Here is a 26244-nt window from a genome sequence, read left to right as displayed (position 1 = left end):
TTCGTGTGTTCGGGTGCCTGCGCATCAGGAGCGCTTCACCAGCGGAGGCGGGAAGTAGCTGCCGTCCTTTACGCCGCCCTTCGGTCCGTAGAAGCGGAAGGTGAGGCGGTAGTCCTGCCCGCGCGGTGTCGGCAGCCAGTTGCCGTCGGGCGCGTCGGCCGGCTTTTCGGCGGCGAAGTAGAGCGTGAGCGAGCCGTCGGGGTTGTACTTGAGGCCTGATTCGCGATTGAGCAGGAAGCGGTTCTTCGCGTTCGGCAGGACGCGCATGTGGCGAGGGTCCACCGCTATCACCGACCAGAAGTAGTTCGCGTACTTCTCCGGCAGGTCTTCCCTGGGGAAGGTCAGCGTGTACACGTGGTCGCCGTTGAGCTGCGTACCCGTGGCGTCCAGATTGCCCTTGTAGTAGACCACCTCGTCCATGTCGTTCGCCCAGATGCCCGCGTAGTTGACGAGCGTTCGACCAAGCCAGTCGTCCTTGTAGGTGCCCGATACGGCCGGGCGGGCCCAATGGTTCTTCGTCGTGCCGTGGCCGATGGTCGGCGAGGCCTTGGCGAAGTCGGCCAGCGCCTTCTCGCGGATGACCTGGTCCACGCGTGCGCGTTCGGCGGGGTCCTTGATGCCTTCGGCAATCGCACGCGCCTTCGACGCCACCGCGTCCATGCCGGCATTGATGTCGGCTTCGCTATCGAGTACGGCCGGCGCGGCTTCGAACGCCTCGACGCCGGGCAGCTTGTCCATGTCGAAGGGCGGGATCTCCGGCAACGTGGGCAGCGCCGGCGTACCGGTGGCCTTGAACGCGAACTGGTGCTGCAACGCTTCGGCACCCTTCCAGTCGTCGCCCAGTTCCACGCGCGCCAGGACGCGCGCGTATTTCACCGGCAGGTCGATGCGGGTCGCATTCGCCGGCAGCTGCACGTTCGCGCCCTTCAGGCACACCGCGAACTCGCCGTTCGGATGCGCACGCTGCGTTCGTTCGTTGATGTTGGCCAGCGTCTCGCCCCAGCCATTGAGGAACTGCACGGTGTAATAGCGGCCCGTCACCTTGGGCACGGTCACCAGCGTGCAACTGTTCTCGTCGACGGCGATCCATGCTTCGGAATAGGCAACGTCGAGGTTGGGATTCGGCCAGTCCACTGCGCCCGGCTTGCGGTGGACGATCTCGTTCCACTTGAAGCCTTCCTTCAGGTCGAGATGCTGCTGGCGCAGTACCAGCAGGCGCGACAGCAGGTAGATGTACGCATCGCTGATGTCCTGGTCGGTGTACGACCGGGCGGGCGTTGCAGCGGGAGTTGCGGTTGCGGGCGGCGTCTCGGCGGCGCCCTCCGGTGCGGGCGTGCGGTTGCACGCGGTGAGCGGGACCAAGGCGACGGCAACAGCGACAGCCAACCAGCGGACACGGGGCATGGCGGCAACTCCTTGCGAGGTAGGGGGTTGATGCGAGCGCCGGCGTGAAACGGCGGTGAAGTCGGATAAAGCCGAAGCGAGCTGAACGTGTATGGCGTCGCAAGTCATTGATGCTACGAAGGAAACCGCTCGCGACTACCCCGAAACTGTCGCGTTGCGGCGCGAAGCGGACTCATGCGGTGCGGCGCTTGCGAACGCCTGCGTGCTGGCATTCGGGCGCCGAACGTGGTCATATGCGCGCCGCTGAAGTGCGAGCGCCATCACATTTCGTGGCGCCGCCGGGGAAGCAGCACAACCAGGGGAATCACCATGTGGAATTCGGGCGCGACCCATCGATGGGTCGGCGTGGACGGTGTCGTGCGCGCGCTGCGCATGTCGGGTCGATCGGGCGCGATGCGCCACGCGGCCATTGCGATGGTCGCGTTGCTGGCCGGCGTGTTCGCCGCGCCGGTGGTCGCGCAGAGCACCACGGTGTCGATCACGGGCGCCAACCGGCCCTCGTTCTCGCGCGCGGGTCAGCCGCTGACGTTCTACGTCCAGCTCTCGGCGGGCAACGCCGAGATCGCCGGGCTGAGCTTCACCAGCGGTAGTCCGTCCGGCATGTCGGCCGTGAGTTGCCCGAGCCTGCCGGTCGCGGTCAACGCGACCACCACGTGCACCTTCACCTACACCACGACCGACATGGACGTGGCGATGGGCAAGGTGACCGCGCTCGGTCGCTGGCGCGCGACGCGCACCGCCGCCGCCGCACGCTCCGGCTCCACCAACACCGTCGAGCTGGGCTACGCGCCGCCGCGCGCACCGGACGCGCCCACGGTCGTTACCGCGACGGCCAGCGACGGCAAGGCGGTCGTCAACTTCGCCGCGCCGTTCGACGGCGGCTATCCGATCGACGACTACACCGTCACCTCGCAGCCCGATGGCATCACCGCGACCGGCGCGAACGGTCCGATCACCGTCAGCGGGCTCACCAACGGCGTCACGTACCGCTTCGCGATCACCGCGCGCAGCACGATGGGCGCGAGCGCCGCGTCCGCATCGTCCAACGCCGTGACGCCCAAGGCGGTGCAGAGCATCGACTTCCAGAACCCGGGCGCGCAGAACTTCGGCACCTCGCCGACGCTGACCGCGACGGCGACGTCGAACCTGGCGGTCGCCTTCAGCTCCGGCACAACCTCGATCTGCACGATCACCGCGGGCGGCACGCTGACCTTCCTCTCGGCCGGCACCTGCACCATCCACGCCGATCAGGCCGGCGACACCGTGTACGACCCGGCCCCGCGCGTGTCGCAGTCGTTCGTCGTCAACGCGATCCTCCCGGATGCGCCGACGATCGGCACGGCGACCGCGGGCGATGCCGAAGCGACGGTGGCCTTTACCGCGCCGGCCTCCAACGGCGGCTCGGCGATCACGAACTACACGGTCACCGCGAATCCGGGCGGCAACACCGCCACGGGCAACGCGAGCCCGATCCGCGTCGCCGGTCTCACCAATTTCGTCGCCTACACCTTCACCGTCACCGCGGAGAACACCGCCGGCACGGGACCGGCGTCGGCGGCGTCGAACAGCGTGGTGCCGAACACCGCGCCGCAGGTGACGTCCGTCGCCGTGCCGGCGAACGGGCTTTACGGGCCGGGGCAGAACCTCGACTTCACCGTGACGTGGGACCAGGACGTCGCCATCGCCGGCACCCCGCAGATCGCGGTGACGATCGGTACCACGACGGTGCAGGCGAGGTATCTGGCGAGCCCGACCGCGTCGACCGCCCTGTTCCGCTACACGGTGCTGGCCGGGCAGATGGACGCCAACGGCATCCTCGTCGGCACGCTGTCCTTGAACGGCGGCAGCATCGCCAACGGCTACGGCACGCCCGCGCAGCTCACGCTCAACTCCATGGGCAGCACCACCGGTGTGCTCGTCGGCACGAACAACCAGGCGCCGGTGAACACGGTGCCGGGTGCCCGTTCCGTCACCGAGAACGACACGCTCAACTTCGGCAACACGATCTCGATCGACGACGCCGATGCCGGCAGCGCGCAGGTGCAGGTGACGCTCACCGTGAGCAACGGCGTGCTGTCGCTGACGAGCCCGGCGGGCCTGACCTTCGCCGTGGGCGATGGCAGCAACGACGCCACGATGACCTTCAGCGGCACGCTGGCCAACATCAATGCCGCGCTGGACGGACTCCGGTTCACGCCGACGACGGGCTACTACGGCCCCGCGTCGCTGCAGATCACGACCAACGACCTCGGCAACACCGGCTTCGGCGGCGCGAAGACCGACACCGACAACGTCGCGATCACCGTCGTGCCGCTGGACAACACGCCGCCGGTCGTGAGTGCGATCGCCCTCGTCGACGCATCGCCGACGAATGCGACGACGGTGGCGTTCGACGTGACCTTCAGCGAACCCGTCATCGGCGTGACCGTCAGCGATTTCACGCTGGTCGGCACCAACGGCACCACCGGCTCCGCTGCCGGCCTGGTGACGTCGGACAACATCCGTTACCGCATCACCGTCACCGGTGTGTCGGGCAGCGGCACGCTGAGGCTCAATCTCAACGCGAACACCGGCATCACCGATGCGGCCGGCAACGCGGCTCCCGGCTACAACGCCGGGCCGGCGTACTCGATCGACCAGGCCGGGGCGCAGATCGACAGCGTCGCCACGCCCGCGGCCGGCCAGTACATCGCCGGGCAGACGCTGACGTTCCAGGTGACCTTCGACGAGAACGTGACCGTCACCGGCACACCGTCGCTGCCGTTGACGCTGGACGTCGGCGGCGCGCGTGAAGCGACCTACGTGAGCGGTTCGGGCACGACGACGCTGACCTTCAACTACACCGTTGCGGCGGGGGACCAGGACCTCGACGGTCCGGTGGTCGGTACTGCCGTCGTGTCGAACGGCGGCACGATCGCCGACGTCGCGGGCAATGCGGCGCTGCTCACGCTGAACAACGTCGGCAACACCTCGGGCATCGTCGTCGGCCAGCTGGCGCAGGCGATCACCGGTTTCGCCGCAACGCCGACCACGCCGACGTTTGCGCCGAACGGCACCTTCACCGTCGCCGCCACCGGCGGCGCGTCGGGCCTGCCGGTCGTGTTCGCGTCGACGACGGCGTCGGTGTGCACGGTCGCCGGCAACGCCGTGACGATGCTCGCCGCCGGCACGTGTTCGCTCACCGCAGACCAGGCCGGCAACGCGAACTACAGCGCCGCCCCGCGCGTCACGCTCGACGTCACCATCGCCGCCGCCAGCCAGGCGATCACCAGCTTCGCCGCCAATCCCGTGGCTCCGGTCTACTCGCCGAACGGCACGTTCACCGTGTCCGCGACGCCGGGCGTGTCGACGAGCGCCGTGGTCTACGGCAGCACGACGCCGCAGGTGTGCGCCATCGCGGGCAACGTGGTGACCATGCTCGCCGCCGGCACCTGCTCGCTCACCGCCGACCAGGCGGGCGACGCGAACCACAACGCCGCGCCACGCGTCCTGCTGGATGTCACCATCGGCGCCGCGCCCCAGGCGATCACCGGTTTCGCATCGACGCCGGCGGCGCCGACCTTCGCGCCGAACGGCACCTTCGCCATCGCGGCCACGGGCGGGGCATCGGGAGCTCCGGTCCTGTTCGCTTCCGCCGCGCCTTCCGTGTGCAGCGTGGCCGGCACCACGGTGACGATGTTGTCGGCGGGTACGTGCTCGCTCACGGCGAACCAGGCCGGCAGCGCCAACTACAGCGCGGCGCCGCAGGCGACGCTCGACGTCGCCATTGCGACGGCGGGCCAGGCGATTACCGGCTTCGCCGCCCATCCGGTGACGCCGGTCTACGCGCCCAACGGCACGTTCACCGTGTCGGCGACGCCGGGCGTGTCGACCAGCGCGGTGGTGTTCGGCACCACGACGGCATCGGTCTGCACCGTTGCCGGCAACGTCGTGACGATGGTTGCCGCCGGCACGTGTTCGCTTACCGCCGACCAGGCGGGCGATTCGAACTACAACGCCGCGCCGCGCGTGACGCTCGACGTGGCAATCGGAGCGGCGACGCAGGCGATCACCGGCTTCGCCGCCAACCCCGCCGCGCCGGTGTATGCGCCGAATGGCATGTTCAGCGTGACGGCCACGGGGGGCGCTTCGGGCCTGCCGGTGACGTACACCTCCACGACCGCGGCGACATGCAGCGTAGCCGGCAGCACGGTGACGATGCTCGCGGCGGGCACGTGTTCGCTCACGGCCGACCAGGCCGGCAATGCGAACTACAGCGCCGCACCGCGCGTCACGCTCGACATCGCCATCGGCGCCGCGACGCAGGCGATCACGAACTTCGTCGCCAATCCGACCGCGCCCGTGTTCGCGCCGAACGGCATGTTCACCGTGTCGGCGACGCCGGGCGTGTCGACGAGCGCGGTCGTGTTCGGCAGCACGACGACCTCGGTGTGCACCATCAACGGCAGCACCGTGACGATGCTGTCGGCCGGCACGTGCTCGCTCACCGCCGACCAGGCCGGCGACGGCAACTACAACGCCGCGCCGCAGCTGACGCTCGACGTGGCGATTTCCGCCGCGACGCAGGTCATCACCGGCTTCACGGCCACTCCGTCGGCGCCGGTGTTCGCGCCGAACGGCACCTTCGCGCTCGCTGCCGTGGGTGGTGCGTCGGGCAATCCGGTGACGTTCGCCAGCACGACGCAGGCCGTGTGCACGGTCGCGGGCAATGTCGTGACGATGAAGGCGGCCGGCACGTGCGCGCTCACCGCCGACCAGGCCGGCTCGAACGATTACGTCGCCGCGCCGCAGGTCGCGCTGCCGGTGGTGATCGGTCGCGCGACGCCGACGCTGTCGTGGCTGGGCGAGATGAGCCGCGTCGTCGGCGAGGCCGCGTTCGATCTGCCCGATCCGGGCAGCGACAGCCGCGGCGCGTTCACCTTCACCAGCAGCAATCCGGCGGTCGCCACCGTGAGCGGGCGTCGCGTGACCATCGTCGGTGCGGGCGTGACCACGCTCGTCGCCACGCAGGCCGCCGACGGCAACTACGCGCAGGGCACGGTGAGTGCGACGCTGACCGTCACCGATCGCCCCGATCCGACCAAGGACGCGAGCGTCGCCGGCGGATTGCAGGCGCAGGTGGATGCGAGCGTGCGCTTCGCCGCGGCGCAGCTGTCGAACATCCAGGGCCGCTTGCGCGAGCAGCGCTTCGCCACCGCGAACCACTCGCGCAACGACCTCACGTTCGCGATGGCGAGCCGTTCCGGCGGCGCGGTGTCGATGAGCGCCGAGCAGTTCGCGTCGATGGACACCGCGCACCTGCCTACCGGCCTCGCGGTGTGGTCGGCGGGCGCGATCACCAGCGGCGGACGCGATGAGGGCGATTCCGACTTCCAGAGCGACGGCGTCACCGTCGGCGCCGACTGGCGCTTCAACGACCGCCTGCTGTTCGGCGTCGCCGGCGGCTGGGGCTGGGACGACACCGACCTGGACGACGCGCGTTCGCGACTGGACGCGCAGCAGCGCGCCGTGTCGATGTACGGCCTGTGGCTTCCGACGCAGCGCTGGTTCGTCGACGGCATCGTCGGCTGGGGCGAGCTGGACTTCGACATCCGCCGCCACAGCGACGTGGCCGACGCGACCGCCACTGCCACGCGTAGCGGCGACCAGGCGTTCGGTTCGCTCACCGCCGGCTACGAGCACGGCGGCGGCATCGGCATGACGCTGACCGGTTACGGCCGCCTCGACGCCAGCCGCACGACGCTCGACGCGTATCGCGAACAGGGGCTGGGCATTTACGACCTCGCCTACGGTTCGCAGACGGTCGAGAACAGCGGCGCGTCGCTCGGCGTGGAGGGCAGCTTCCCGATCCTCACCCCGCGCGGTTCGGCGTTCCGTCCGTACTGGATGCTCGAATACCGCGAAACGCTGGAGAACCGCAGCGACGTGGAACTGAACTACGTCGTGCTGCCGGTGGACGGCGGTTATGTGCTCGGCATGCGCGGCTACGGCGACAACGCGCTGACGTACGGCGGCGGCATCGACATGGAACTGGCCCGCGGCTGGAAGCTGTCGCTGCTCGGCCGACGCCAGCACGCCGACGGCCAGCGTCCGAGCAGCACCTTCGGCCTGCTGCTGTCGTTCTCGCCGGCGGCGGCGAGCGCAGCGAACTTCCGTGACGACGCCGTCGACGCGGCGCAGCCGCAGGACGCCGCCAAGCCCTGACGCACGCACGCCGGCACCGCCACGCGCGGTGCCGGCCTGTGCACAACACAGCGTCCTTCGGCGCGGGTTGTTCTGGACACGGGGCGGCGCCAACCATGGACCGTCACCAGTCCAAGGACGCCCGCCATGACCGAGATCCTGCGCTACACCGCCTTCACCACCGATCCGGCCGGCGGCAATCCCGCCGGTGTCGTGCTCGACGCGCGCGGACTCACCGACGCGCAGATGCAGCAGATCGCCGCCGACGTCGGCTATTCGGAAACCGCGTTCTTCTCGCCGCGCGAGGACGGCGCGTTCGACGTGCGCTATTTCAGCCCACGGGCGGAAGTCACCTTCTGCGGGCACGCGACTGTCGCCGCCGTCATCGCGCATGCGCAGCGGCACGGCGCGGGCGAGCGCACGTTGCACACGCGCGCCGGCGTCGTGCGGGTGGACGTCGATGCGGGCCAACGCGCGACGCTGGTCAGCGTGGCGCCGCGCGTGGAGCCGCTCGCGGACGAGGACCTGACGGCCGTGCTGGCCGCGCTGGGTTGGGATCGCGATGAACTCGATCCCGCCTTGCCGCCGGCGATCGGATACGCGGGTGCGTGGCATCCGGTGATCGCGGTCGCGTCGCGCGCTCGACTCGCGCGGCTGGACTACGACTACGACGCACTCGCCGCGCTGATGGCCGCGCGCGACTGGACGACGATCGACCTCATCCATCGCGAGAACGACACCACTTTCCACGCACGCAACCCGTTCCCGCCCGGCGGCGTGGTCGAGGATGCGGCGACCGGCGCCGCGGCCGCAGCGCTCGGCGCGTACCTGGCGGCGAACGACGCGCTGCCTGCCGAACGCGCGTTCGTCATCCACCAGGGCGTGGACCTTGGGCGACCGAGCCGGCTGGACGTCGCCGTGCCGGAAAACCTTCGCGACGGCGTACGCGTCAGCGGCGCGGCAGTGGCGATCGCCGGTTGATCGCCATCCATTGAATGCGGTGCCTGGCGAGTTCCTCGCCATTCCACCGCATTCGGCACAGTCGCTGCCCCGAGCGTCGCACACGACCCAGCGCACACTTCCGCCCCGCGCCGCCTTACGACCAACGCCTATAGCCCGTTCGTCACTTGACGGCCCCCGAGCCCCCCACCCACAGTCGGTGCGATTTTGTCTCGATCGCCTGCCCGCCCGCCGTTCCGGCGTCCGCGGGCCCACTCCGGGGGTACTACAACAGTGGATAGACGTTCCTTCCTCACCATGTCCGGCATCGGTGTCGCCGGGCTGATGTTGCCGTTCGGCCGCGCCATCGCCGCCGAAGAGCTGCTCACCACCCTCGACGTGGCCAAGAAGAAGCAGCTGGCCGACGCCGCGCTGCAGGCCGCCACGTCCGCGGGCGCCAGCTATTCCGACGTCCGCATCGGCCGTTACCTGCGCCAGTTCGTCATCACGCGCGAGGACAAGGTCCAGAACGTCGTGAACACCGAGTCCACCGGCATCGGCGTGCGCGTGCTGGTCAACGGCGCGTGGGGCTTCGCCGCCACCAACGCGCTGAACACGCAGGGCGTGGTGAAGGCCGCGCAGCAGGCCGCGGCGATCGCCAAGGCCAACGCGAAGATGCAGACCACGCCGGTCCAGCTGGCCAAGGCGCCGGGCGTGGGCGAGGTGTCGTGGAAGACGCCCATCAAGAAGAACGCGATGGAAGTGCCGCTGAAGGACAAGGCCGACCTGCTGCTTGGCGTGAACGCCGCGGCGATCAACGCCGGCGCGAACTTCGTCAACTCGATGCTGTTCCTGGTGAACGAGCAGAAGTACTTCGCGTCCACCGACGGCAGCTACATCGACCAGGACGTGCACCGCATCTGGGCGCCGATGACCGTCACCGCCATCGACCAGGCCACCGGCAAGTTCCGCACGCGCGACGGCCTGTCCTCGCCGATGGGCCTGGGGTTCGAGTACCTGGACGGCGCATCGTCGGGCAAGGTGATCTCGCCGAACGGCGTCGTGAACTACGGCCTGTCGTACGACATGAAGGAAGACGCCATCGCGGCCGCAAAGCAGGCGAAGGCCAAGCTGAAGGCGCCGTCGGTCAAGCCGGGCAAGTACGACCTCGTGCTCGATCCGTCGCACACCTGGCTCACCATCCACGAGTCGGTCGGCCATCCGCTCGAACTCGACCGCGTGCTCGGCTACGAAGCCAACTACGCCGGCACCAGCTTCGCCACGCTGGACAAGCAGAAGGAGCGCTTCCAGTACGGCAGCGGCATCGTCAACATCTTCGCCGACAAGATCCAGCCGGGCAGCCTCGGCGCCGTCGGGTACGACGACGAAGGCGTGAAGACCAAGAAGTGGGACCTCATCAGCGACGGCAAGCTGGTCGACTACCAGACCATCCGCGACCAGGCCCACATCCTCGGCAAGACCGAATCCGACGGCTGCTGCTACGCCGACTCGTGGTCGAGCGTGCAGTTCCAGCGCATGGCCAACGTGTCGCTGGCGCCGGGCAAGAACAAGCTGTCGGTCGCCGACATGATCAAGGACGTCGAGAACGGCATCTACATCATCGGCGACGGTTCCTTCTCCATCGACCAGCAGCGCTACAACGCGCAGTTCGGCGGCCAGCTGTTCTACGAGATCAAGAACGGCAAGATCACCCAGCAGATCGAGGACGTCGCCTACCAGATCCGCACGCCGGAATTCTGGAACGCCTGCGCCGCCGTCTGCGACGAAAGCGACTATCGCCTCGGCGGTTCGTTCTTCGACGGCAAGGGCCAGCCGGGCCAGGTTTCGGCGGTCTCGCACGGTTCGAGCACGGCGCGCTTCAACGGCATCAACGTCATCAACACCGCCCGCAGCCTCGGCTGATCGCGCGCTGGAGAACTGAATAAATGAGCATCTTCACCGAAGAACAGTCCAAGGCCATCCTGGACAAGGTCATCAAGCTGTCCAAGGCCGACCAGATCAGCGCGACGCTGTCGGGCTCGGTCGACGGCAACATCCGTTTCGCGCTGAACAACATCTCCACCAGCGGCATCGTCGACAACACCGAACTCGCGGTCGAAGTCGCCTTCGGCAACCGCGTGGGCACGGCGACCATCAACGAGTTCGACGACGCCTCGCTCGAACGCGTCGTGCGTCGCGCCGAGGACCTCGCGCGCCTGGCGCCGGAAAACCCGGAGTTCATGCCGGCGATCGAGAAGCAGACCTACAAGCCGAGCCCGACCTTCAGCGAATCCACGGCGGGCATCACGCCGGAATACCGCGCCAAGGTGGCGGCCGATTCCATCGGCCCGTGCAAGGGCGAGAAGCTGATCGCCGCGGGCTTCCTGGAAGACGGCCAGAACTTCGTGGCCATCGCCAACTCCAACGGCAACTTCGCCTACCAGCGCGGCGCGAACTTCAACTACACCTGCACCGTGCGCACCGAAGACGGCCGCGGTTCGGGCTGGGTCGGTCGCAACCTGAAGGACGCGTCGGACTTCAAGGCCGACGCCGACATCCGCACCGCCATGCGCAAGGCCACCGAATCGGCCGAAGCCAAGGCGCTGGAGCCGGGCAAGTACACCGTGATCCTGGAACCGGCCGCGGCCGCGGGCCTGATCTCGTTCATGATGAATTTCTTCGACGCGCGCCAGGCCGACGAAGGCCGCAGCTTCCTGTCGAAGAAGGGCGGCGGCAACAAGCTCGGCGAGCAGGTCTACGACTCGCGCGTGAACATCAGCGCCGACCCGTGGGATCCGCGCGCGCCGGTGCTGCCGTGGGATTCCGAAGGCCTGCCGCGCGAGAAGATGAACATCGTCGAGAACGGCAAGGTCGTCGCGCTCAACTACTCGCGCTACTGGGCCAAGAAGCAGGGCAAGCGCGCCGTGGGCGAGCCGGGCAACCTGCTGGTCGCCGGCGGCGACAAGTCCACGGCCGACCTGGTGCGCGGCACGCAGAAGGGCATCCTCGTCACGCGCACCTGGTACATCCGCATGGTCGATCCGCAGACCGTGCTGCTGACCGGCCTCACGCGCGACGGCACCTTTTACATCGAGAACGGCCAGATCAAGCACCCGGTGAAGAACTTCCGCTTCAACGAGTCGCCGGTGATCATGCTCAACAACATCGAGGAACTCGGCCGTCCGGTGCGCGTGGCCGGCGATGAATCCTCGTTCGTGATGATGATCCCGCCGATGAAGCTGCGCGATTTCACCTTCACCTCGCTGTCCGACGCGGTGTGACGGGGAAGTTCGATCGTGCAACGTCGTGATTTCCTCAGCTTCACCGGTTTGACCACGGCAGGCGCGCTGCTCCCGTTCGGGCGCAGCGTTGCTGCGGAAGCGCTGCTGGAACCGGTCGATCATGCACGTCGCCGGCAGCTCGCCGACGCCGCGCTCACCACGGCCCGTGCAGGCGGCGCGCAGTATTCCGACGTGCGCATCGGCCGCTACCTGCGCCAGTCGGTCATTACCCGCGAAGCGCGCGTGGAAAACGTCGTCAACGCCGAGTCCTCGGGCGTGGGCGTGCGCGTGCTCGCCGACGGCGCGTGGGGCTTCGCCGCCACGCACGTGCAGACGCCGGAAGCCGTCGCGCAGGCGACGCGCACCGCGTTGTCGATCGCGAAGGCCAACGCGCGCAACCAGACGCGCAAGGTCGAACTGGCGCCCACGCCCGCATTGGGCGAGGTGCGCTGGGCCACGCCTATCCGCAAGAACGGCATGGAAGTGCCGATCAAGGACAAGGTCGACCTGCTGCTGTCGGTCAATGCCGCGGCGATGAAGGCCGGCGCGGATTTCTTCAACTCCACGCTGTTCCTCATCAACGAACAGAAATACTTCGCGTCCACCGACGGCAGTTACGTCGACCAGGACATCCATCGCATCTGGTTGCCGGTGACGGCCACCGCGGTGGACAAGGCGAGCGGCAAGTTCCGCACGCGCAATGGCCTGTCCGCACCGATGGGCATGGGCTACGAATACCTGGACGGCGCGGCGGCCGGCAAGCGCGCGCTGCCCGGCGGCATCACCGCCTACGCCACCAGCTACGACGTGGTGGAAGACGCGGTGCAGGCCGCGCGCGACGCACGCGCCAAGCTCAAGGCGCCGTCGGTGAAGCCGGGCAAGTACGACCTGGTCATCGATCCGACGAATCTGTTCCTCACCATCCACGAGAACGTCGGCCATCCGCTCGAACTCGACCGCGTGCTCGGCTACGAGGCCAACTACGCAGGCACCAGCTTCGCCACGCTCGACAAGCGCGACGCCGGCTACAAGTGGGGCAGCGACATCGTCAACTTCGTCGCCGACAAGACGCGTCCGGGCAGCCTCGGCGCGGTCGGCTACGACGATGAAGGCGTGAAGACGAAGCAGTGGGACCTGGTGCGCGACGGCGTGCTCGTCGATTACCAGGCCACGCGCGACGAAGCCCACATCCTCGGCCACACCGAATCGCACGGTTGCAGCTACGCCGATTCGTGGTCGAGCGTGCAGTTCCAACGCATGGCGAACGTTTCGCTGATGCCGGGCAAGACGCCGCTCAGCGTCGCCGACATGGTCAAGGACGTCGAGAACGGCCTGTACGTGCACGGCCGCGGTTCGTACTCCATCGACCAGCAGCGCTACAACGCGCAGTTCGGCGGCCAGCTGTTCTACGAAATCAGGAACGGCAAGGTCACCGGCCTCGTCGAAGACGCCGCGTACCAGATCCGCACGCCGGAATTCTGGAACGCGTGCGTGGCGATCTGCGACGAGCGCGACTTCCGCCTCAACGGCTCGTTCTTCGACGGCAAGGGCCAGCCGAGCCAGGTCTCGGCGGTGTCGCACGGCGCGGCCACGGCGCGGTTCAACGGGATCAACGTCATCAATACCGCGCGGTCGATATGAACCGCGCGCAGTTCCTCCGCCTGATGCTGGGAAGCGCGGCAGCCGCGATGCTGCCGCCTCTCGCGCAGGCGGCGGCTGCGGACTACGACTTCTGGCTGACGCGGTTGAAGTACGACTCCGGCGACTGGGACGTCGACCAGCGGATGCCGGCGAACCTGATCACCTCGCTGATCGACTACACCCACCTGCGCGTCGACCCGAAGGAACACGTGCTGGCGCTGGCCGATCCGAAGATGCTCACTGCGCCCTTCTGCTACCTCGCCGGCCACAAGCTGGTGGACTTCAATCCGGCCGAACGTCGCAACTTCGAACGTTACGTGCGCAACGGCGGCTTCGTTTTCGTCGACGACTGCAACCACGACATCGACGGATTGTTCGCCAAGTCGTTCGAGGAACAGATGGCGAAGATCTTCGGCCCGAAGGCGCTGAAGAAGCTGCCGAACAACCACGCGCTGTACCGCAGCTTCTTCGAGTTCAAGGACGGCCCGCCGGCTACTACGTTCGAACTCAACGGCTGGGGCGACGACCTGGTGCATGACTACCTCAAGGGCATCGAGATCGACGGCCGCCTGGGCGTGCTCTACAGCAACAAGGATTACGGCTGCGAGTGGGATTACGACTGGCGCAACAAGCGTTTCCTCGCAGAGGACAACACGAAGTTCGCCGTCAACATCGTGATGTATGCGTTGAGCAGTTGATGCCCCAGGGTCGTCATCCCCGCGAAAGCGGGGATCCAGCGACTTCAGGGCGGACGACGAAGGCACTGGATTCCCGCGTGTGCGGGAATGACGAGCAAGAGCGAACCCGGACTCCACACATGAACCACACCCTCACCGAAGCGCAACTCAAGACCCAGCTCGAACGCCTCGGCACGCTGCGCAGCGCCATCGCGCAGGCCATCGTCGGCCAGGAATCCGTCGTCGAGCAGTTGCTCATCGGCCTGCTCGCCGGCGGCCACTGCCTGCTCGAAGGCGTGCCGGGCCTGGGCAAGACGCTGCTGGTGCGCTCGCTGGGACAGGCGCTGGAACTGCAGTTCCGCCGCGTCCAGTTCACGCCCGACCTGATGCCCAGCGACATCCTCGGCACGGAACTGCTGGAAGAAGACCACGGCACCGGCCATCGTCATTTCCGCTTCCAGCCGGGTCCGATCTTCACCAACCTGCTGCTCGCCGACGAACTCAACCGCACGCCGCCGAAAACGCAGGCCGCATTGCTGGAAGCGATGCAGGAACGCACCGTCAGCTATGCCGGCGTGACGCACACGCTGCCGGCGCCGTTCTTCGTACTGGCGACGCAGAATCCGATCGAACAGGCCGGCACGTATCCGCTGCCCGAAGCGCAGCTGGACCGCTTCCTGCTGCACATCCGCGTGGATTACCCGACAGAACGCGAGGAGCGCGACATCCTTGCGCAGACCACCGGCACGCACAGCGCGCACGTGCCCAGCGTGATGCACGGCGAGGAAGTGCTCGCGCTGCAGGCGCTGGTGCGCGAGGTGCATTTCGGCGACGACCTGCTCGCGTGGGTCACGCGCCTGGTGCGCGCCACGCGCCCCGGCGCCGACGTGCCGGACGAAGTGAAGCAGTGGGTGAAGTGGGGCGCCGGTCCGCGCGCGGGCCAGTCGCTGGTCCTCGCGGCGAAGGCGCGCGCGCTGCTGCACGGACGCCTCGCCGCGACGCGCGAGGACATCGCCGCGCTCGCCGCGCCGGTGATGCGCCATCGCCTGCTGCTGTCGTTCGCCGCCGAAGCGGAGCAGAAGAGCGCCGACGACGTGATCGCCGCGCTGCTGCGCGCGGTGCCGTTCAACGGCTGATCGCCACGTTCCGATGAACGCGCCCGGCACCCGTATCGCCGACTTCATCCCGCCCGCCGTGCGCGCGCGGCTGAAGGACCTGCGCCTGACTTCGCGACGTGCGGTCGGGCTGCAGGGGCTCGGGCTGCATCACAGCCGCAGTCGTGGCGCGGGACTGGAATTCGCGCAGTACCGCGCGTACGAGCCGGGCGACGAACTGCGCCAGATCGACTGGAAGCTCTACGCGCGCTCGGACCGCTTCTTCGTCCGCGAGGCCGAACGCGAAAGTCCGCTCGCCGCGTGGCTGCTGATCGACGCCAGCGCATCGATGGCGCAGGAAGACAAGGCGCGTCCGGGCTGGTCGCGACTTGCCGCCGCGAAGGGACTCGCCGCATGTGTGGCGGAACTCGCGCTGCGACAGGGCGACCGCTTTGGCCTGGTCGCATTGCGCGACGACGGCGTGCGGCTGCTCGCGCCGGGCGCGGGGCTGCGCCAGCGCGACCGTTTCCTGCTCGAACTGCACGGACTTGAAGCGCGCGGGCAATGGCCGTCGCCGGAAAAGCTACGCCCGCTGTGGGAACGCATCGGCGCGGGCGATCTGGTGGTGCTGCTCAGCGACGGTTTCGACGAAGGCGCCATCGATGTGATGACGCGCCTGGCCGCCGCGCGTCGCGAAGTGCTGACGGTGCGCATCCTCACCGCCGAGGAGCGCGACTTCCCCTTCAGCGGCGGCCATCGCTTCCACGATCCGGAAACGGGCGAGGAACTGCTCGGCGACGGTGCCGCGATGCGTGCGCAGTTCCTGGCGCGCTTCACGCAGGCGCGGCTTGAGCTCGATGCGCGGCTGGATTCCAGCGGCATCCGCCACGCCGAATACGTGCTCGACCAGCCGCTCGACCTGCCGCTGCGCCGGCTGTTCGGCGCGCGCGACGCCGCGGAGTACGCGTGAGTCTCGCGTTCCTGATCCCCGCCGCGCTGGCTGCACTGGGCGCACTGCTGATCCCGCTGGCGATCCACCTAGCGCGCCGCAGCGAGCAGCGCCCGACCGCGTTCGCCGCATTGCGCTGGCTGCGGCAGAAGCCCAAGCCGCGGCATCGCATCCGCTTCGACGAATGGCCGCTGCTGATCCTGCGCCTGCTGCTGGTCGCGCTGATGGCGCTGCTGCTCGCGCGTCCCGTGCTGCACGGCGGTGAATCGCATGCGCCGTACGTCGCCGTGGCGCCGGGTGTAGATCTCGCAAAAGCGCGAGCGGCGTTGGACTCGCCACAGGCGCGTTGGCATTGGCTGGCGCCGGGTTTTCCGGAGGTAGAGGCGATGCCGGATGCGGCGAACGCATCGCTTCCGAGCCTGTTGCGCGAGCTCGATGCGAACCTACCGGAAGAGGTCGTGCTCACCGTCTTCGTGCCGGCGCGCATCGATCATGCCGACGGCCGACGCATCGTGTTGTCGAGGAAGGTCGACTGGCGCGTTGTGCCCGGTGCGATGACGGCGGATGTGGCACAGAAGGCGCTGCCCCCGCTAGCGTTGGACATCCATCATTCGGCCGATCGCGAGTCCGCTGCCCGCTACCTGCGCGCCGCCGTGCGTGCGTGGCAGGCGCCAGATCAGCCCAAACCCGTCAGCGTGAAACACTTCGCCTGGCTTGCACCGGGCGATGTTCCGTCGAAGGTTGGCGATTATGCACGCAACGGCATCACGCTGTTGCTCGACGCCGACGCGAAGTTCGCCGACGTGACCGCGTGGACGCCGCTGTGGCGCGATGAAGGCGGCTCGACGTTGATCGAAGGCGCCGCGTACGGCCGCGGCCGCGTGCTTCGCTTCACGCGCACGCTCGCTCCGCAGGCGATGCCGCAGCTGCTCGACGCCACGTTCCCGCAGCATCTGCGCGACGCGCTCGAACCGCCGGTCGCGTCCCCGTCGCGCGTTCTGTCCGCTGAGCACACACCGCTGACGGGTGGCCCGACGTTCCCGATCTCGCCACGCGATCTCCAGGCATGGCTGGCGTTGCTCATCGCGCTGGTCTTCCTGCTAGAACGCTGGCTCGCGACGTCGTCGCGTCGCGCGGTGGCGCCATGAACGCGACCGCGCTGCTGCGCCAGACGTTGCAGCACGCCCGCACACGCGTCGCGCTCGACGCCGTCGCGCGCACGCTGCCGTGGGCCTTTGCCATCGCGGCCATCGCCTCGCGATGGCAAGGCGTCGGCGTGGCCGTGGCGATGTTCGTCATCGCGACCGCCATCGTCGTGGCGTTCGCGATGCATAGCGCGCGCAAGCTCGACACGCACTGGCTCGTACAGCGCCTGGACGCGACGCGTCTGGACATGGAAGACAGCACGGACCTGCTGTTCGCGCCCGAAGCGTCCATGTCGACGCTCGAACGCCTCCAGCGTGCCCGGCTGATCGAGCGTCTTGAGCGCGGCGCGACACCGGACCTTCGTCCGCGCTGGTCGACGCGCGCGATCGTGCTCTCGACGCTGGTCGCGGCCGTCGTGTCCGCCGCCGCGCTGTTCTGGCCGAATCGTCCTGAGCAGGCCTTCAACGACGTCGTCGCGCAGCTCAGCGGCGAGGCCGCCAGTCCGACGCACACGCGCATCGTCGAGCAGAACCTGCGCGTTGCGCCGCCCAGCTACACGCGACAGGCTGCACGCGACGAGCCTTCGCTCGACACGCGCGCGCCGCAGGGCACGCGTTTGTCGTGGACGCTGCGCCTCGCGCCGCAGCCTGCCGCGGTCGAACTCGTCTTCCACGACGGCCGTCGCGTCGCGCTGCGTCGCGATGGCGACGTCTGGCGCGGCGAGCACGTGCTCACGCGTTCGGCGCTGTATCGACTGAGCCTGACCGATGCGCCGCCGCTGCGCGATGCCAAACCGCATCGCCTCGATGCTGTGGCCGATCGCCCGCCGCAGGTGCGCGTGATCGAACCCGACCGCAGCTTGAGCCTCGCCACCGCGAACCAGAAGGCGTGGTCGGTTTCGTTCGAAGCGAGCGACGATTACGGCATCGCGAACACCGCGAAGCTGCGCATCACGCTTGCGCAGGGCAGCGGCGAGAACATCACCTTCCGCGAGCAGACCGTCGCGTTGCGCAGCACCGGCAGCGCGACGACGAAGCGCTTCTCGCATTCGCTCGACCTGCGCGCGCTCGGCTTTTCGGTGGGCGACGACCTGATCGCGCAGCTGGAGGTGGAAGACAACCGCACGCCGTCGCCGCAGAACGCGCGCAGCGCGAGCCTCATCCTGCGCTGGCCTTCGGACCTCGGCACCGAAACCAGCGATATGGAAGGCATGGTGCGCAAGGTGATGCCGGCGTACTTCCGCAGCCAGCGCCAGATCATCATCGACGCCGAAGCGCTGTTGAAGGAAAAGCGCCGCCTCGACGCCACCGAATACCTGCGGCGCAGCGATGCGATCGGCGTCGACCAGCGCATCCTGCGCCTGCGTTACGGCCAGTTCCTCGGCGAAGAGGCCGAAGGCAAGCCGAAGCCGCCGCCGACGTCGGATGACGTTGCCGCCGTCACCGAATCGGCGACCGAAGACGAACACGACCACGCGAACGAACCGGCGACGGACGATCACGCGCACGACAACGCCGCCGCGACGCCCTCGACTTTCGGGCAGGAAGGCGCGGTGCTGGAGGAATACGGGCACACGCACGATCACGCCGAAGCGGCGACGCTGCTCGATCCGGAAACGCGCGCAACGCTGAAGCTCGCACTCGACGCGATGTGGCAGTCGGAAGGTCATCTTCGCCAGGGGCATCCCGACCTCGCGCTGCCCTATGCGTACACCGCGCTCAAGCACATCAAGCAGGTGCAGCAGGCCAGCCGCATCTACCTTGCGCGCGTGGGGCCGGAGCTTCCGCCCATCGACGAATCGCGCCGCATGAGCGGCGACCGCACGGGCATCGCGCGCCGCGGCGATGCGCTGGTCGCGGCGACGGCGCCCGATCCCGCGCTGCTGCAGTTGTGGCAGGCGCTCGACGACGCGCGCGCTCGCACGGGCGACATCGACTTCGCCGCACTCGACCGCTGGCTGCGTGCCAACGAATCGCGCGTGGCCGATCCGCTGTCGCTGATCGCCGCGATCGATGCGCTGCGCGCCGAACCATCGTGCGCGTCGTGCCGGAGCGAACTGCGCGCGCAACTGTGGCCGCTGCTGTCGCGGCCGCCGGCCGCGGTGCCGCGTCGCGACGACGGCGATGCGGCCGGTCGACGCTATCTCGACGCACTGCGGCAGGAGAACGCGCGATGACGTGGTTCACGCCGACGACGACGGCCTGGGTGCTCGGGCTCGCGACGGTCATCGCGATCGTGCGCCTGCTCGTGCGCCACCTGCGCGCCGAGCCGGCTCAGCGCTCGCACCCGGCGCGCATCGCGGCGCTGCTTGTCGCGCAACCGCTGTGTGCCGCGCTGCTCTACTTCGCGCTGTGGCCGCCGACGGTGCCCGGTCGCGCGGGCACGCTGGTGATCGCCACCGCTGGCGCGCAGCGCACGCAGGTCGCGTCCGGCGATGCGCTGGTCGCGCTTCCCGAAGCTCCGACGTGGGCGGAGGTCGAGCGCGCGCCGGATCTCGCGACCGCATTGCGACGACATCCCGGCACGCAGCGCGTGCGCGGCATCGGCGAAGGCCTCGATGCGCGCGATCGCGATGCGGCATCGGGCCTCGTCGTCGAGTTCGAAGCGCCGCCGCTGCCGCGTGGCGTGCTCGAACTGCATGCACAAGAGCGCATCGCGGTGGGTGACGAATTCAGCGTGTCCGGTCGCGTCGGCGGCGTGCAGGGGGGCGTCGTTGAACTGCTCGATCCGGCGCGACGTCGCGTCGACCAGATGACGCTGCCGGCCGACGGGCGCTTCGCCCTGACCGCCACCGCGCGCGGCGAAGGCAGCGCAATGTTCCGCGTCCGCGTGCTCGATGCGCGCCAGCGTGCGGTCGAAGACGTCGACGTGCCGGTCCAGGTCGAGGCGCAGTCGCCGCCGCGCGTGCTGGTGATCGCCGGTGCACCCAACCCGGAAGTGAAATACCTGCGCCGCTGGCTGGAAGACGCCGGCCTGCCGGCGCAGACGCAGATGGCGGTCGGCGGTGGCGTGCAGCTGGGCGATGCGCCGGTTTCAATCGATGCCGCAACGCTGTCGCGCTTCGACGTCGTCATCCTCGACGAGCGCGCGTGGTCGTCGCTCGGCGATGCGCAGCGTGGCGCGCTTGATGCCGCAGTGCGCGATGGCCTGGGTCTGATGATTCGCGTGACGGGCGCGCTGTCGGCGAACGAACGTGCGCGCCTGCGCGCGCTCGGTTTCGTCGTCGAGGGTGGCCGCGACTCCACTGTCGCGAAGCTTGCGCAGGGCGCCCGCGACGATGCCGCCGAGCGCGCACGGCTGGGTCCCGGTACGCAGGACGCGCCGCGTTCGCACGAGGAACCGCCGGTCGCCGTGCCGGAACTCACGCGTCGCGATGCGAAGCTCGGCGCTGCCGATGGTGTGACGCTGCTGCGCGATGCGAATGGCGCGGTGCTCGCCATGTGGCGCGCACACGGGCGCGGTCGCGTGGGGGTGTCGTTGCTGGCCGACAGCTATCGCCTGGTGCTTGGCGGTCGCGACGATCGCCATGCGCAGCTGTGGAGCGATGCCGTCTCGACACTGGCGCGCGCGCGAACCCACGCGACATTCGATATCGACGCCGATGCGTGGCAGGGCGAGCGGATGTCGCTCTGCGGCGTGCAGGAGGGCGCGTCGGTCGTTGGACCCGACGGTTCGATGCATCGCGTGCTGCGCGATCCGGCGGCCCGTGGTTGCGCCGCGTTCTGGCCGGAATCGGCGGGCTGGCACCGCGTGCGATCGGGCGATCGCGAACAGGCGTTCTTCGTGCGCGCCCACGATGCGGCGCCGGGCATGCGCGCGCAGTCGATGCGTGAGGCAACACTGCGCCTCGCATCGTCCACTTCGAATGTTGCGAACGATCAGGCGACGGGCCCGGATCGACCGGGCGCGCGTTGGCCGTGGTGGCTCGGCTGGCTGGTCGCGAGCGCGGCGTTGTGGTGGTTCGAGCGTTCGCGCATGGGGCGCCGCATCAGCGCAGCGTGATCGAGCGTGACGGGCGCGTGTCGGCCTGCAAGGCATCGCGCAGCAGCTTCAGTGAAGCCGTGCGCCGACCCTGCGTCTCGGACGCGACGCAATCGGACGGCACGCGCAGTTCGAAGCCGTGCATGTCGGCATCGGTCGCGGTGGCGAACACGCAGACGTCCAGCGCGACGCCGGTCAGGATCAGCTTCTTCGCACCGAGCTTGCCCAGCAGCATGCGCAGCGGTGTATCGCGAAAGCCGCTGCGCTCGGGCTTCAGGACGAAGAAGTCGTCGTCCTCCGGATGCAGCAGCTTCACCAGCGGCGCGCCGAGCGAACCCGCCGCGCCGCACTCGGCGACGACCTGCTTGAAGTCCGAACGCCATTGGCCGTAGTTGTCGTTGACGTAGATCGCCGGCACGCCGCGCGGCTTCAGCCGCTTCTTCAGGCGCGCGATGTTGCGTGCGGCCGGCAGGGCCGCGGCGAGCAGCTTGTCGCCCCGCGGGAAATCCAGGGCGTTGATCATGTCGATGATGAGGAGGGCGTGGCCTTTCACGCGTCGCTGCGACCAAGAACGGGAAGGCTAGGATCGACGCGACGAGGTGAGCGTGCCGTCAGAAGTCATTTCCGTGAGCGGCTGACGTCGCCTGGAAGCGCCCTCATCCGCCCCTCCGGGGCACCTTCTCCCGCAGGCAGGAGAAGGGCATCAACAAGTGAGCGGCGAGTACGCTCAGTTCACCGGCGCGTAGCGCAGCGTCAGGAACCACTCCCGTCCAGCCTGGTTGTAGAACGCGACGGTCTCGTAATCCCGATCGAACACGTTCGCCACGCGGGCCTGCAGCGTGAGCGAGGTGGTGATCGCATACTCCGCGCGCAGGTCGAGCGTGCCGTAGCCGCCGAGGCGACGGGTGTTGGCGACGTCGTCGAAACGCGATCCTTCACCCACCGCGGTCGCGCCGATGCGGAACTTGCCGAAGGCGCGATCCACGTCGACGCGGGCGCTGTTCTTCGCGCGACGTGCGAGGTCGTTGCCTTCGTAGAAGCCGCTGCGGTTCTCGGTGTCGAGGTAGCTGATCGCACCGTTGATCGTCCATTCGGCAACCGTGGTGTCCACGGCGAGTTCGGCGCCACGCATACGTGCGCGCTCGACGTTGTTCGGCAGGCCGATGGCCGCGTCGAATGCGATCAGGTCATCGACGTCGGTGTCGAAGGTATCCAGGCGCACGTTGAACGTGTCGCCGCGCCACGCGACGCCCAGTTCCCACGTCTCCGAATCTTCCGGACGCAGGTTCGCGTTGCCGAAGAACGGGTAGTACAGCTCGTTGAACGTCGGCGCCTTGAACGCGCTGCCGTAGCCGGCGGTGACGCGCCAGTTCTGCGCGAACTCGATGCCCCACGCCGCGCTGCCGGTGGTGTGGTCGCCGAACTGCTCGTTGTCGTCGCGACGCACGGATGCTTCCACCGACTGCGCACCGATGCGCCCCTGGTACTGCACGAACGCGGCCTTGTTGTCGCGCGACAGTTCGTCGTACTCGGTCGTGCTGCTCACGCTGTCGTCGAGCCAGTCCAGGCCCACGCTCAGCAGGTGCTTCTCGGCGAGGCCGAAATCGCCCTGCAGCGTCGCGCTGTCGCGGTAGGTGCTGAAGTAGTCGAGGTAGGTGTCGCCGAGGTAGTTGTCCGACGCATCGGTGTTCCGGCCGGCGGTGAGGTGCAGGTCGACGCGGTCGTTCGGGTGCCAGCGCAGCTTGCCGCCGACGACCTGCTGCACGGTCTTCGCGCGATCGGTGAAGTCGCCGTCGAACTCGTTGTCGCCTTCGTTGCGCAGGCCGTGGCCTTCCAGGCTCCACTGCTCGTTGAACTCGATGCCGCCGCGGACCGACAGCGCATCGCGCGTGTAGCCGTCGCGGTCGGGCTGCGAATCCGGCGCGATGAAGCAGCCGGCGCCGTCGAAGGTCACCGGGTCGAAATAGCCGCGGCACGCGTTGATGCCCTGCGTGTGGCTGTGCGAGTAGTCCGCGCCGAACCACGTGCGGCCGCTGCGGCCGCCGAAGCCGGTGGCGAATTCGTTGAGGCCGTTGGAACCGCCGCCGACGGTGACGCGCGGTGCGAAGCCTTCGCGGTCGCGGCGCGTGAACACCTGGATCACGCCGCCGATGGCGTCGGCGCCGTAGAGGCTCGAACGCGGGCCGCGCACGATCTCGACGCGGTCGATCAGGTCGACCGGGAGATCCTGCAGCGACGCGAGGCCCGAAGTCGCCGAGCCGATGCGGATGCCGTCGACGAGCACGAGCACGTGGTCGGATTCGGCACCACGGAGGAACAGCGTCGTGAGCTTGCCCGCGCCACCCTGGTTCGACAGCGAGATGCCGGCGCGACCGCGCAGCAGGTCGGGCAGCGAGCGCGCCTGGCTGCGGCGGATCTGCTCGGCGTCGATCACCTCGACCGGCGCGAGCGCATCGTTGACGGTGACTGCGGTGCGGTTGGCGGTGACGACGACTTCGTCCAGGTCCGTCGCCTGCGGCGCGGCGTGCGCGAGCAGGGGCAGGGCGGACGCGCAGGCCAGGGCGAGCGCTTGGACGTGGATGCTGCGGAAGGACATCGGGGTTCTCCGGCGCGTGTTCGCGCCAACGACAAGGGGAACGGTTGCCGGGAGAATCGAGGCTGCGGACAAGGGCGCGGACGCACCGACGTCGCCGCCGCGACGCCCTCCGCATCGCAACCAGGGGTGGTCCGGCCTGTCGCCAGGCGGTCCGTGCGGAGAGGCCGGTCTCCGGACTCGCGAGGCAGGACAGGGTCCTCGGGCTGCGGCGCCTTCCCGTGCGTGCGCACAGTGGCCAGTGCCTAGCCCGGATCCGGATGGATCCGCCTTCGCTTACCGTTGCGGGGGCAGTGCCGGAATGGCCGCGTGGGCGTCACCGGCTTCCCGTTTCAACCCGTGGGCAGACGCCGCCGGGTCACCTCGAAGCGGGGCGAAGTCTACGGCATTTTCTCGGCGAGGCAGTTGAAAGCCCCTCTCCCGTTTGCGGGAGAGGGGCTGGGGTGAAGGGCAGGAGCCGTGGGCAACTATCTGGAAAGCATCGGCATCGATCGATGTCGACGCAGCCATCCGTGGCGAAAGAAGACCGGCTTGCCGAACGCCCGGCCCGGCCATCCTGGCCGGTCGTTCGCCGGACCACGCGGCAATGCCGCGTAAGCGGTCCGGCTCACCCTCATCCGCCCTTCGGGCACCTTCTCCCGCTTGCGGGAGAAGGGAAAGAAAAGGTCAGTCCCGATCCGCCGGCTCGTCGAACAGCGTCGGCATCGCGATGCTTTCTTCCTCGCGCGCCATCTGGGTCGTGGTGACCGGCGCGGCGGCCGGCTTGTAGCGCGGCGGCGGCAGCAACGCGGTGGCCGCGTCGGCGGCGAGGATCAACTCGCTGCGGCGTTCGTCGGAGATTTCCTGCCAGTGGCAGTCCTGCAGCGCGCCTTCGATGGCGTAGAGCAGGTTGAGCGTCGGCTTGAAGCCGGCACGCTTGACGCGCATGAAGGCTTCCACCGTGCCGGCGGCCGCGAGGTCCTCGCGCGTGCGCAGGCCGACCTGGCGCAGCCAGGCGGCGGACTTCGGGCCGATGTTGCGCAGCTTGTCGGCCTGCTTCGGGTCGGGCTTGTCGGTCATTCCAGTGACTCCACGAAAGCCCGCGCGATTGCCTCCAGGCCGTGCTGGTCTTCAACGTCGAAACGATCCTGAACCGGACTGTCGAGGTCGAAAACGCCGATCAGCGCGCCCGTCGACGACACCAGCGGGACGACGAGCTCGGAGTTGGAGGCCGAGTCGCAGGCGATATGGCCCGGGAACGCGTGCACGTCGGCGATGCGCTGCGTCTGGCGGGTCGAGGCCGCGGCACCGCACACGCCCTTGTCGAGCGGGATGCGCACACAGGCGGGCAGGCCCTGGAATGGGCCGACGACCAGTTCGGTGCCGTCGAAGAAATAGAATCCGGCCCAGTTGAGCTGCGGCAGCGCGTTGTACACCAGCGCCGACAGGTTGGCGGCATTGGCGATGCGATCGCGCTCGCCGTGCATCAGCGCCCGGGCCTGCGCAAGCAGCTGTTCGTATTGTTCCGGCTTGCTGCCGCTTAGACTTGCGCTGGTGAACATGAGTGCCTCGAACCTGCCGTCGCATAGTGCCTGGGATGCCAGTGTAGATGGGGCCGGACTGCATCGCTGCAACCGGCGCGGCAGCCAGGTGCGGCGATGACGCGCGGCTGGTTCGTCACCGGCACGGACACGGGCATCGGCAAATCGCTGGCCAGTGCGACGCTGCTGCACACGCTGCGCGCGGGCGGGCAGCGTGCGGTGGGCATGAAGCCACTGGCGAGCGGTTGCGAATCCACGCCCGATGGCTGGCGCAACGAGGACGCCCTCGCGCTGCAGGCGGCGAGCGATCCGCGACCGGCCTACGACGACGTCAATCCGTTCGCGCTGCCCAATCCGCTGGCACCGGAGCTCGCGGCCGCCGATGCCGGCATTCGCGTTACCCTTGCGCCCATCGTGTCCGCATTCCGGCGCCTGTCCTCGCAGGCCGATGCGGTGGTCGTGGAAGGCGTGGGCGGCTGGGCCGCGCCACTGTCGGCCGACCTGGACCAGGTCGACCTCGTGCGCGCGCTCGACCTGCCGGTGGTGATGGTCGTGGGCCTGCGGCTGGGCTGCATCAACCACGCGCGCCTGACTGCGCGTGCGATAGAACACGATGGATTGCGGCTTGCGGGCTGGATCGCCAACGACATCGACCCGGCGATGGGCCGCGCCGACGACAACTTCGAGCTGCTGAAGCAGCGGCTCCCGGTGAAATGCTGGGGACGGCTCCCGTTCCGCGAAATGCCCGATCCCGCACAGCTGTGGTCTTTGCTCCAACCGGCCTGATCGTCGATAGGCGTGACCAATGGGAGATGGGCTGCTCCCGAGCAATGCTA

17 protein-coding genes and 1 riboswitch are annotated in these 26244 nt (G+C 68.7%); of the genes, 12 read left to right on the top strand and 5 right to left on the bottom strand.

Annotated features, from left to right (window positions below):
* Window positions 1-24: 24 nt before the first annotated feature.
* On the bottom strand, window positions 25-1404 hold the full coding sequence (locus tag DX912_RS07505; protein WP_115841878.1) for a DUF1214 domain-containing protein: 1380 nt from the start codon (window positions 1402-1404) through the stop codon (window positions 25-27).
* A 309-nt stretch (window positions 1405-1713) separates the two neighbouring features.
* Here DX912_RS07505 and DX912_RS07500 point away from each other — a divergent pair, with 309 nt between their 5' ends.
* The 11 genes from DX912_RS07500 to DX912_RS07450 all read left to right on the top strand — a co-directional run bounded on the left by DX912_RS07500 (window position 1714) and on the right by DX912_RS07450 (window position 21316).
* The gene (locus DX912_RS07500; RefSeq protein WP_115841877.1) at window positions 1714-7608 is read left to right on the top strand and encodes an autotransporter domain-containing protein; all 5895 of its coding nucleotides are present in this window, start codon (window positions 1714-1716) and stop codon (window positions 7606-7608) included.
* Between the two features lie 126 nt (window positions 7609-7734).
* Window positions 7735-8568: a PhzF family phenazine biosynthesis protein gene (locus DX912_RS07495; protein ID WP_115841876.1), complete on the top strand. Its 834-nt coding sequence runs from the start codon at window positions 7735-7737 to the stop codon at window positions 8566-8568.
* Between the two features lie 252 nt (window positions 8569-8820).
* Window positions 8821-10449 (top strand): TldD/PmbA family protein, encoded by a 1629-nt coding sequence (locus DX912_RS07490; RefSeq protein WP_181902753.1) that lies wholly within the window; start codon window positions 8821-8823, stop codon window positions 10447-10449.
* A 23-nt stretch (window positions 10450-10472) separates the two neighbouring features.
* Window positions 10473-11807 (top strand): TldD/PmbA family protein, encoded by a 1335-nt coding sequence (locus tag DX912_RS07485; protein ID WP_115841874.1) that lies wholly within the window; start codon window positions 10473-10475, stop codon window positions 11805-11807.
* Window positions 11808-11822: 15 nt separating this feature from the next.
* Window positions 11823-13448, top strand: a complete 1626-nt coding sequence (locus DX912_RS07480; RefSeq protein ID WP_115841873.1) for a TldD/PmbA family protein — start codon at window positions 11823-11825, stop codon at window positions 13446-13448.
* On the top strand, window positions 13445-14146 hold the full coding sequence (locus tag DX912_RS07475; RefSeq protein WP_115841872.1) for a DUF4159 domain-containing protein: 702 nt from the start codon (window positions 13445-13447) through the stop codon (window positions 14144-14146). Before DX912_RS07480 ends, DX912_RS07475 begins: the two co-directional genes overlap by 4 nt.
* Window positions 14147-14265: 119 nt before the next feature.
* Entirely contained in the window at window positions 14266-15261 is a 996-nt protein-coding gene (locus tag DX912_RS07470; RefSeq protein WP_115841871.1) for an AAA family ATPase, read from the top strand.
* Between the two features lie 13 nt (window positions 15262-15274).
* Window positions 15275-16189 carry a DUF58 domain-containing protein gene (locus DX912_RS07465; RefSeq protein WP_181902752.1) on the top strand — a complete coding sequence of 305 codons (915 nt, stop codon included), beginning with the start codon at window positions 15275-15277 and terminating at the stop codon, window positions 16187-16189.
* Window positions 16186-17316: a BatA domain-containing protein gene (locus tag DX912_RS07460; RefSeq protein ID WP_115841870.1), complete on the top strand. Its 1131-nt coding sequence runs from the start codon at window positions 16186-16188 to the stop codon at window positions 17314-17316. Before DX912_RS07465 ends, DX912_RS07460 begins: the two co-directional genes overlap by 4 nt.
* A complete protein-coding gene (locus DX912_RS07455; RefSeq protein WP_115841869.1) occupies window positions 17313-19490 on the top strand; it encodes a hypothetical protein in 2178 nt (725 codons plus the stop codon). Before DX912_RS07460 ends, DX912_RS07455 begins: the two co-directional genes overlap by 4 nt.
* Window positions 19487-21316 carry a carboxypeptidase regulatory-like domain-containing protein gene (locus DX912_RS07450; RefSeq protein WP_115841868.1) on the top strand — a complete coding sequence of 610 codons (1830 nt, stop codon included), beginning with the start codon at window positions 19487-19489 and terminating at the stop codon, window positions 21314-21316. Before DX912_RS07455 ends, DX912_RS07450 begins: the two co-directional genes overlap by 4 nt.
* On the opposite strand, the gene DX912_RS07445 is transcribed toward DX912_RS07450, so the two are convergent.
* The 4 genes from DX912_RS07445 to DX912_RS07430 all read right to left on the bottom strand — a co-directional run bounded on the left by DX912_RS07445 (window position 21303) and on the right by DX912_RS07430 (window position 25429).
* A complete protein-coding gene (locus DX912_RS07445) occupies window positions 21303-21848 on the bottom strand; it encodes a cysteine hydrolase family protein (protein WP_267896503.1) in 546 nt (181 codons plus the stop codon). The two genes, DX912_RS07450 and DX912_RS07445, sit on opposite strands and share 14 nt — an antisense overlap.
* 174 nt (window positions 21849-22022) lie before the next feature.
* Window positions 22023-23891 carry a TonB-dependent vitamin B12 receptor gene (gene btuB / locus DX912_RS07440; protein ID WP_115841867.1) on the bottom strand — a complete coding sequence of 623 codons (1869 nt, stop codon included), beginning with the start codon at window positions 23889-23891 and terminating at the stop codon, window positions 22023-22025.
* 161 nt (window positions 23892-24052) lie between these two features.
* Window positions 24053-24252: riboswitch (cobalamin riboswitch) on the bottom strand.
* A 302-nt stretch (window positions 24253-24554) separates the two neighbouring features.
* Window positions 24555-24947: a TfoX/Sxy family protein gene (locus DX912_RS07435; protein ID WP_115841866.1), complete on the bottom strand. Its 393-nt coding sequence runs from the start codon at window positions 24945-24947 to the stop codon at window positions 24555-24557.
* Window positions 24944-25429, bottom strand: a complete 486-nt coding sequence (locus DX912_RS07430; protein WP_115841865.1) for a GAF domain-containing protein — start codon at window positions 25427-25429, stop codon at window positions 24944-24946. Before DX912_RS07430 ends, DX912_RS07435 begins: the two co-directional genes overlap by 4 nt.
* Before the next feature lie 96 nt (window positions 25430-25525).
* On the opposite strand from DX912_RS07430, the gene bioD reads away from it, so the two are divergent.
* The gene (gene bioD, locus DX912_RS07425; RefSeq protein ID WP_115841864.1) at window positions 25526-26194 is read left to right on the top strand and encodes a dethiobiotin synthase; all 669 of its coding nucleotides are present in this window, start codon (window positions 25526-25528) and stop codon (window positions 26192-26194) included.
* Window positions 26195-26244 lie beyond the last annotated feature (50 nt).

Origin of the sequence: Lysobacter soli (genome assembly GCF_003382285.1) — a bacterium.
Taxonomy (GTDB): domain Bacteria; phylum Pseudomonadota; class Gammaproteobacteria; order Xanthomonadales; family Xanthomonadaceae; genus Lysobacter_J; species Lysobacter_J soli.
The sequence above is the reverse complement of the archived record's forward strand: the minus strand, read 5'-3'. Positions and strand labels throughout refer to the sequence as shown.

What these genes read in the sequence shown, in the direction of transcription:
- DX912_RS07505 (WP_115841878.1), bottom strand. Translation starts at nt 1,404, where the DNA reads ATGCCCCGTGTCCGCTGGTTGGCTGTCGCTGTTGCCGTCGCCTTGGTC.
- DX912_RS07455 (WP_115841869.1), top strand. Translation starts at nt 17,313, where the DNA reads ATGAACGCGACCGCGCTGCTGCGCCAGACGTTGCAGCACGCCCGCACA.
- DX912_RS07500 (WP_115841877.1), top strand. Translation starts at nt 1,714, where the DNA reads ATGTGGAATTCGGGCGCGACCCATCGATGGGTCGGCGTGGACGGTGTC.
- btuB (WP_115841867.1), bottom strand. Translation starts at nt 23,891, where the DNA reads ATGTCCTTCCGCAGCATCCACGTCCAAGCGCTCGCCCTGGCCTGCGCG.
- DX912_RS07450 (WP_115841868.1), top strand. Translation starts at nt 19,487, where the DNA reads ATGACGTGGTTCACGCCGACGACGACGGCCTGGGTGCTCGGGCTCGCG.
- DX912_RS07430 (WP_115841865.1), bottom strand. Translation starts at nt 25,429, where the DNA reads ATGTTCACCAGCGCAAGTCTAAGCGGCAGCAAGCCGGAACAATACGAA.
- DX912_RS07475 (WP_115841872.1), top strand. Translation starts at nt 13,445, where the DNA reads ATGAACCGCGCGCAGTTCCTCCGCCTGATGCTGGGAAGCGCGGCAGCC.
- bioD (WP_115841864.1), top strand. Translation starts at nt 25,526, where the DNA reads ATGACGCGCGGCTGGTTCGTCACCGGCACGGACACGGGCATCGGCAAA.
- DX912_RS07495 (WP_115841876.1), top strand. Translation starts at nt 7,735, where the DNA reads ATGACCGAGATCCTGCGCTACACCGCCTTCACCACCGATCCGGCCGGC.
- DX912_RS07465 (WP_181902752.1), top strand. Translation starts at nt 15,275, where the DNA reads ATGAACGCGCCCGGCACCCGTATCGCCGACTTCATCCCGCCCGCCGTG.
- DX912_RS07435 (WP_115841866.1), bottom strand. Translation starts at nt 24,947, where the DNA reads ATGACCGACAAGCCCGACCCGAAGCAGGCCGACAAGCTGCGCAACATC.
- DX912_RS07470 (WP_115841871.1), top strand. Translation starts at nt 14,266, where the DNA reads ATGAACCACACCCTCACCGAAGCGCAACTCAAGACCCAGCTCGAACGC.
- DX912_RS07485 (WP_115841874.1), top strand. Translation starts at nt 10,473, where the DNA reads ATGAGCATCTTCACCGAAGAACAGTCCAAGGCCATCCTGGACAAGGTC.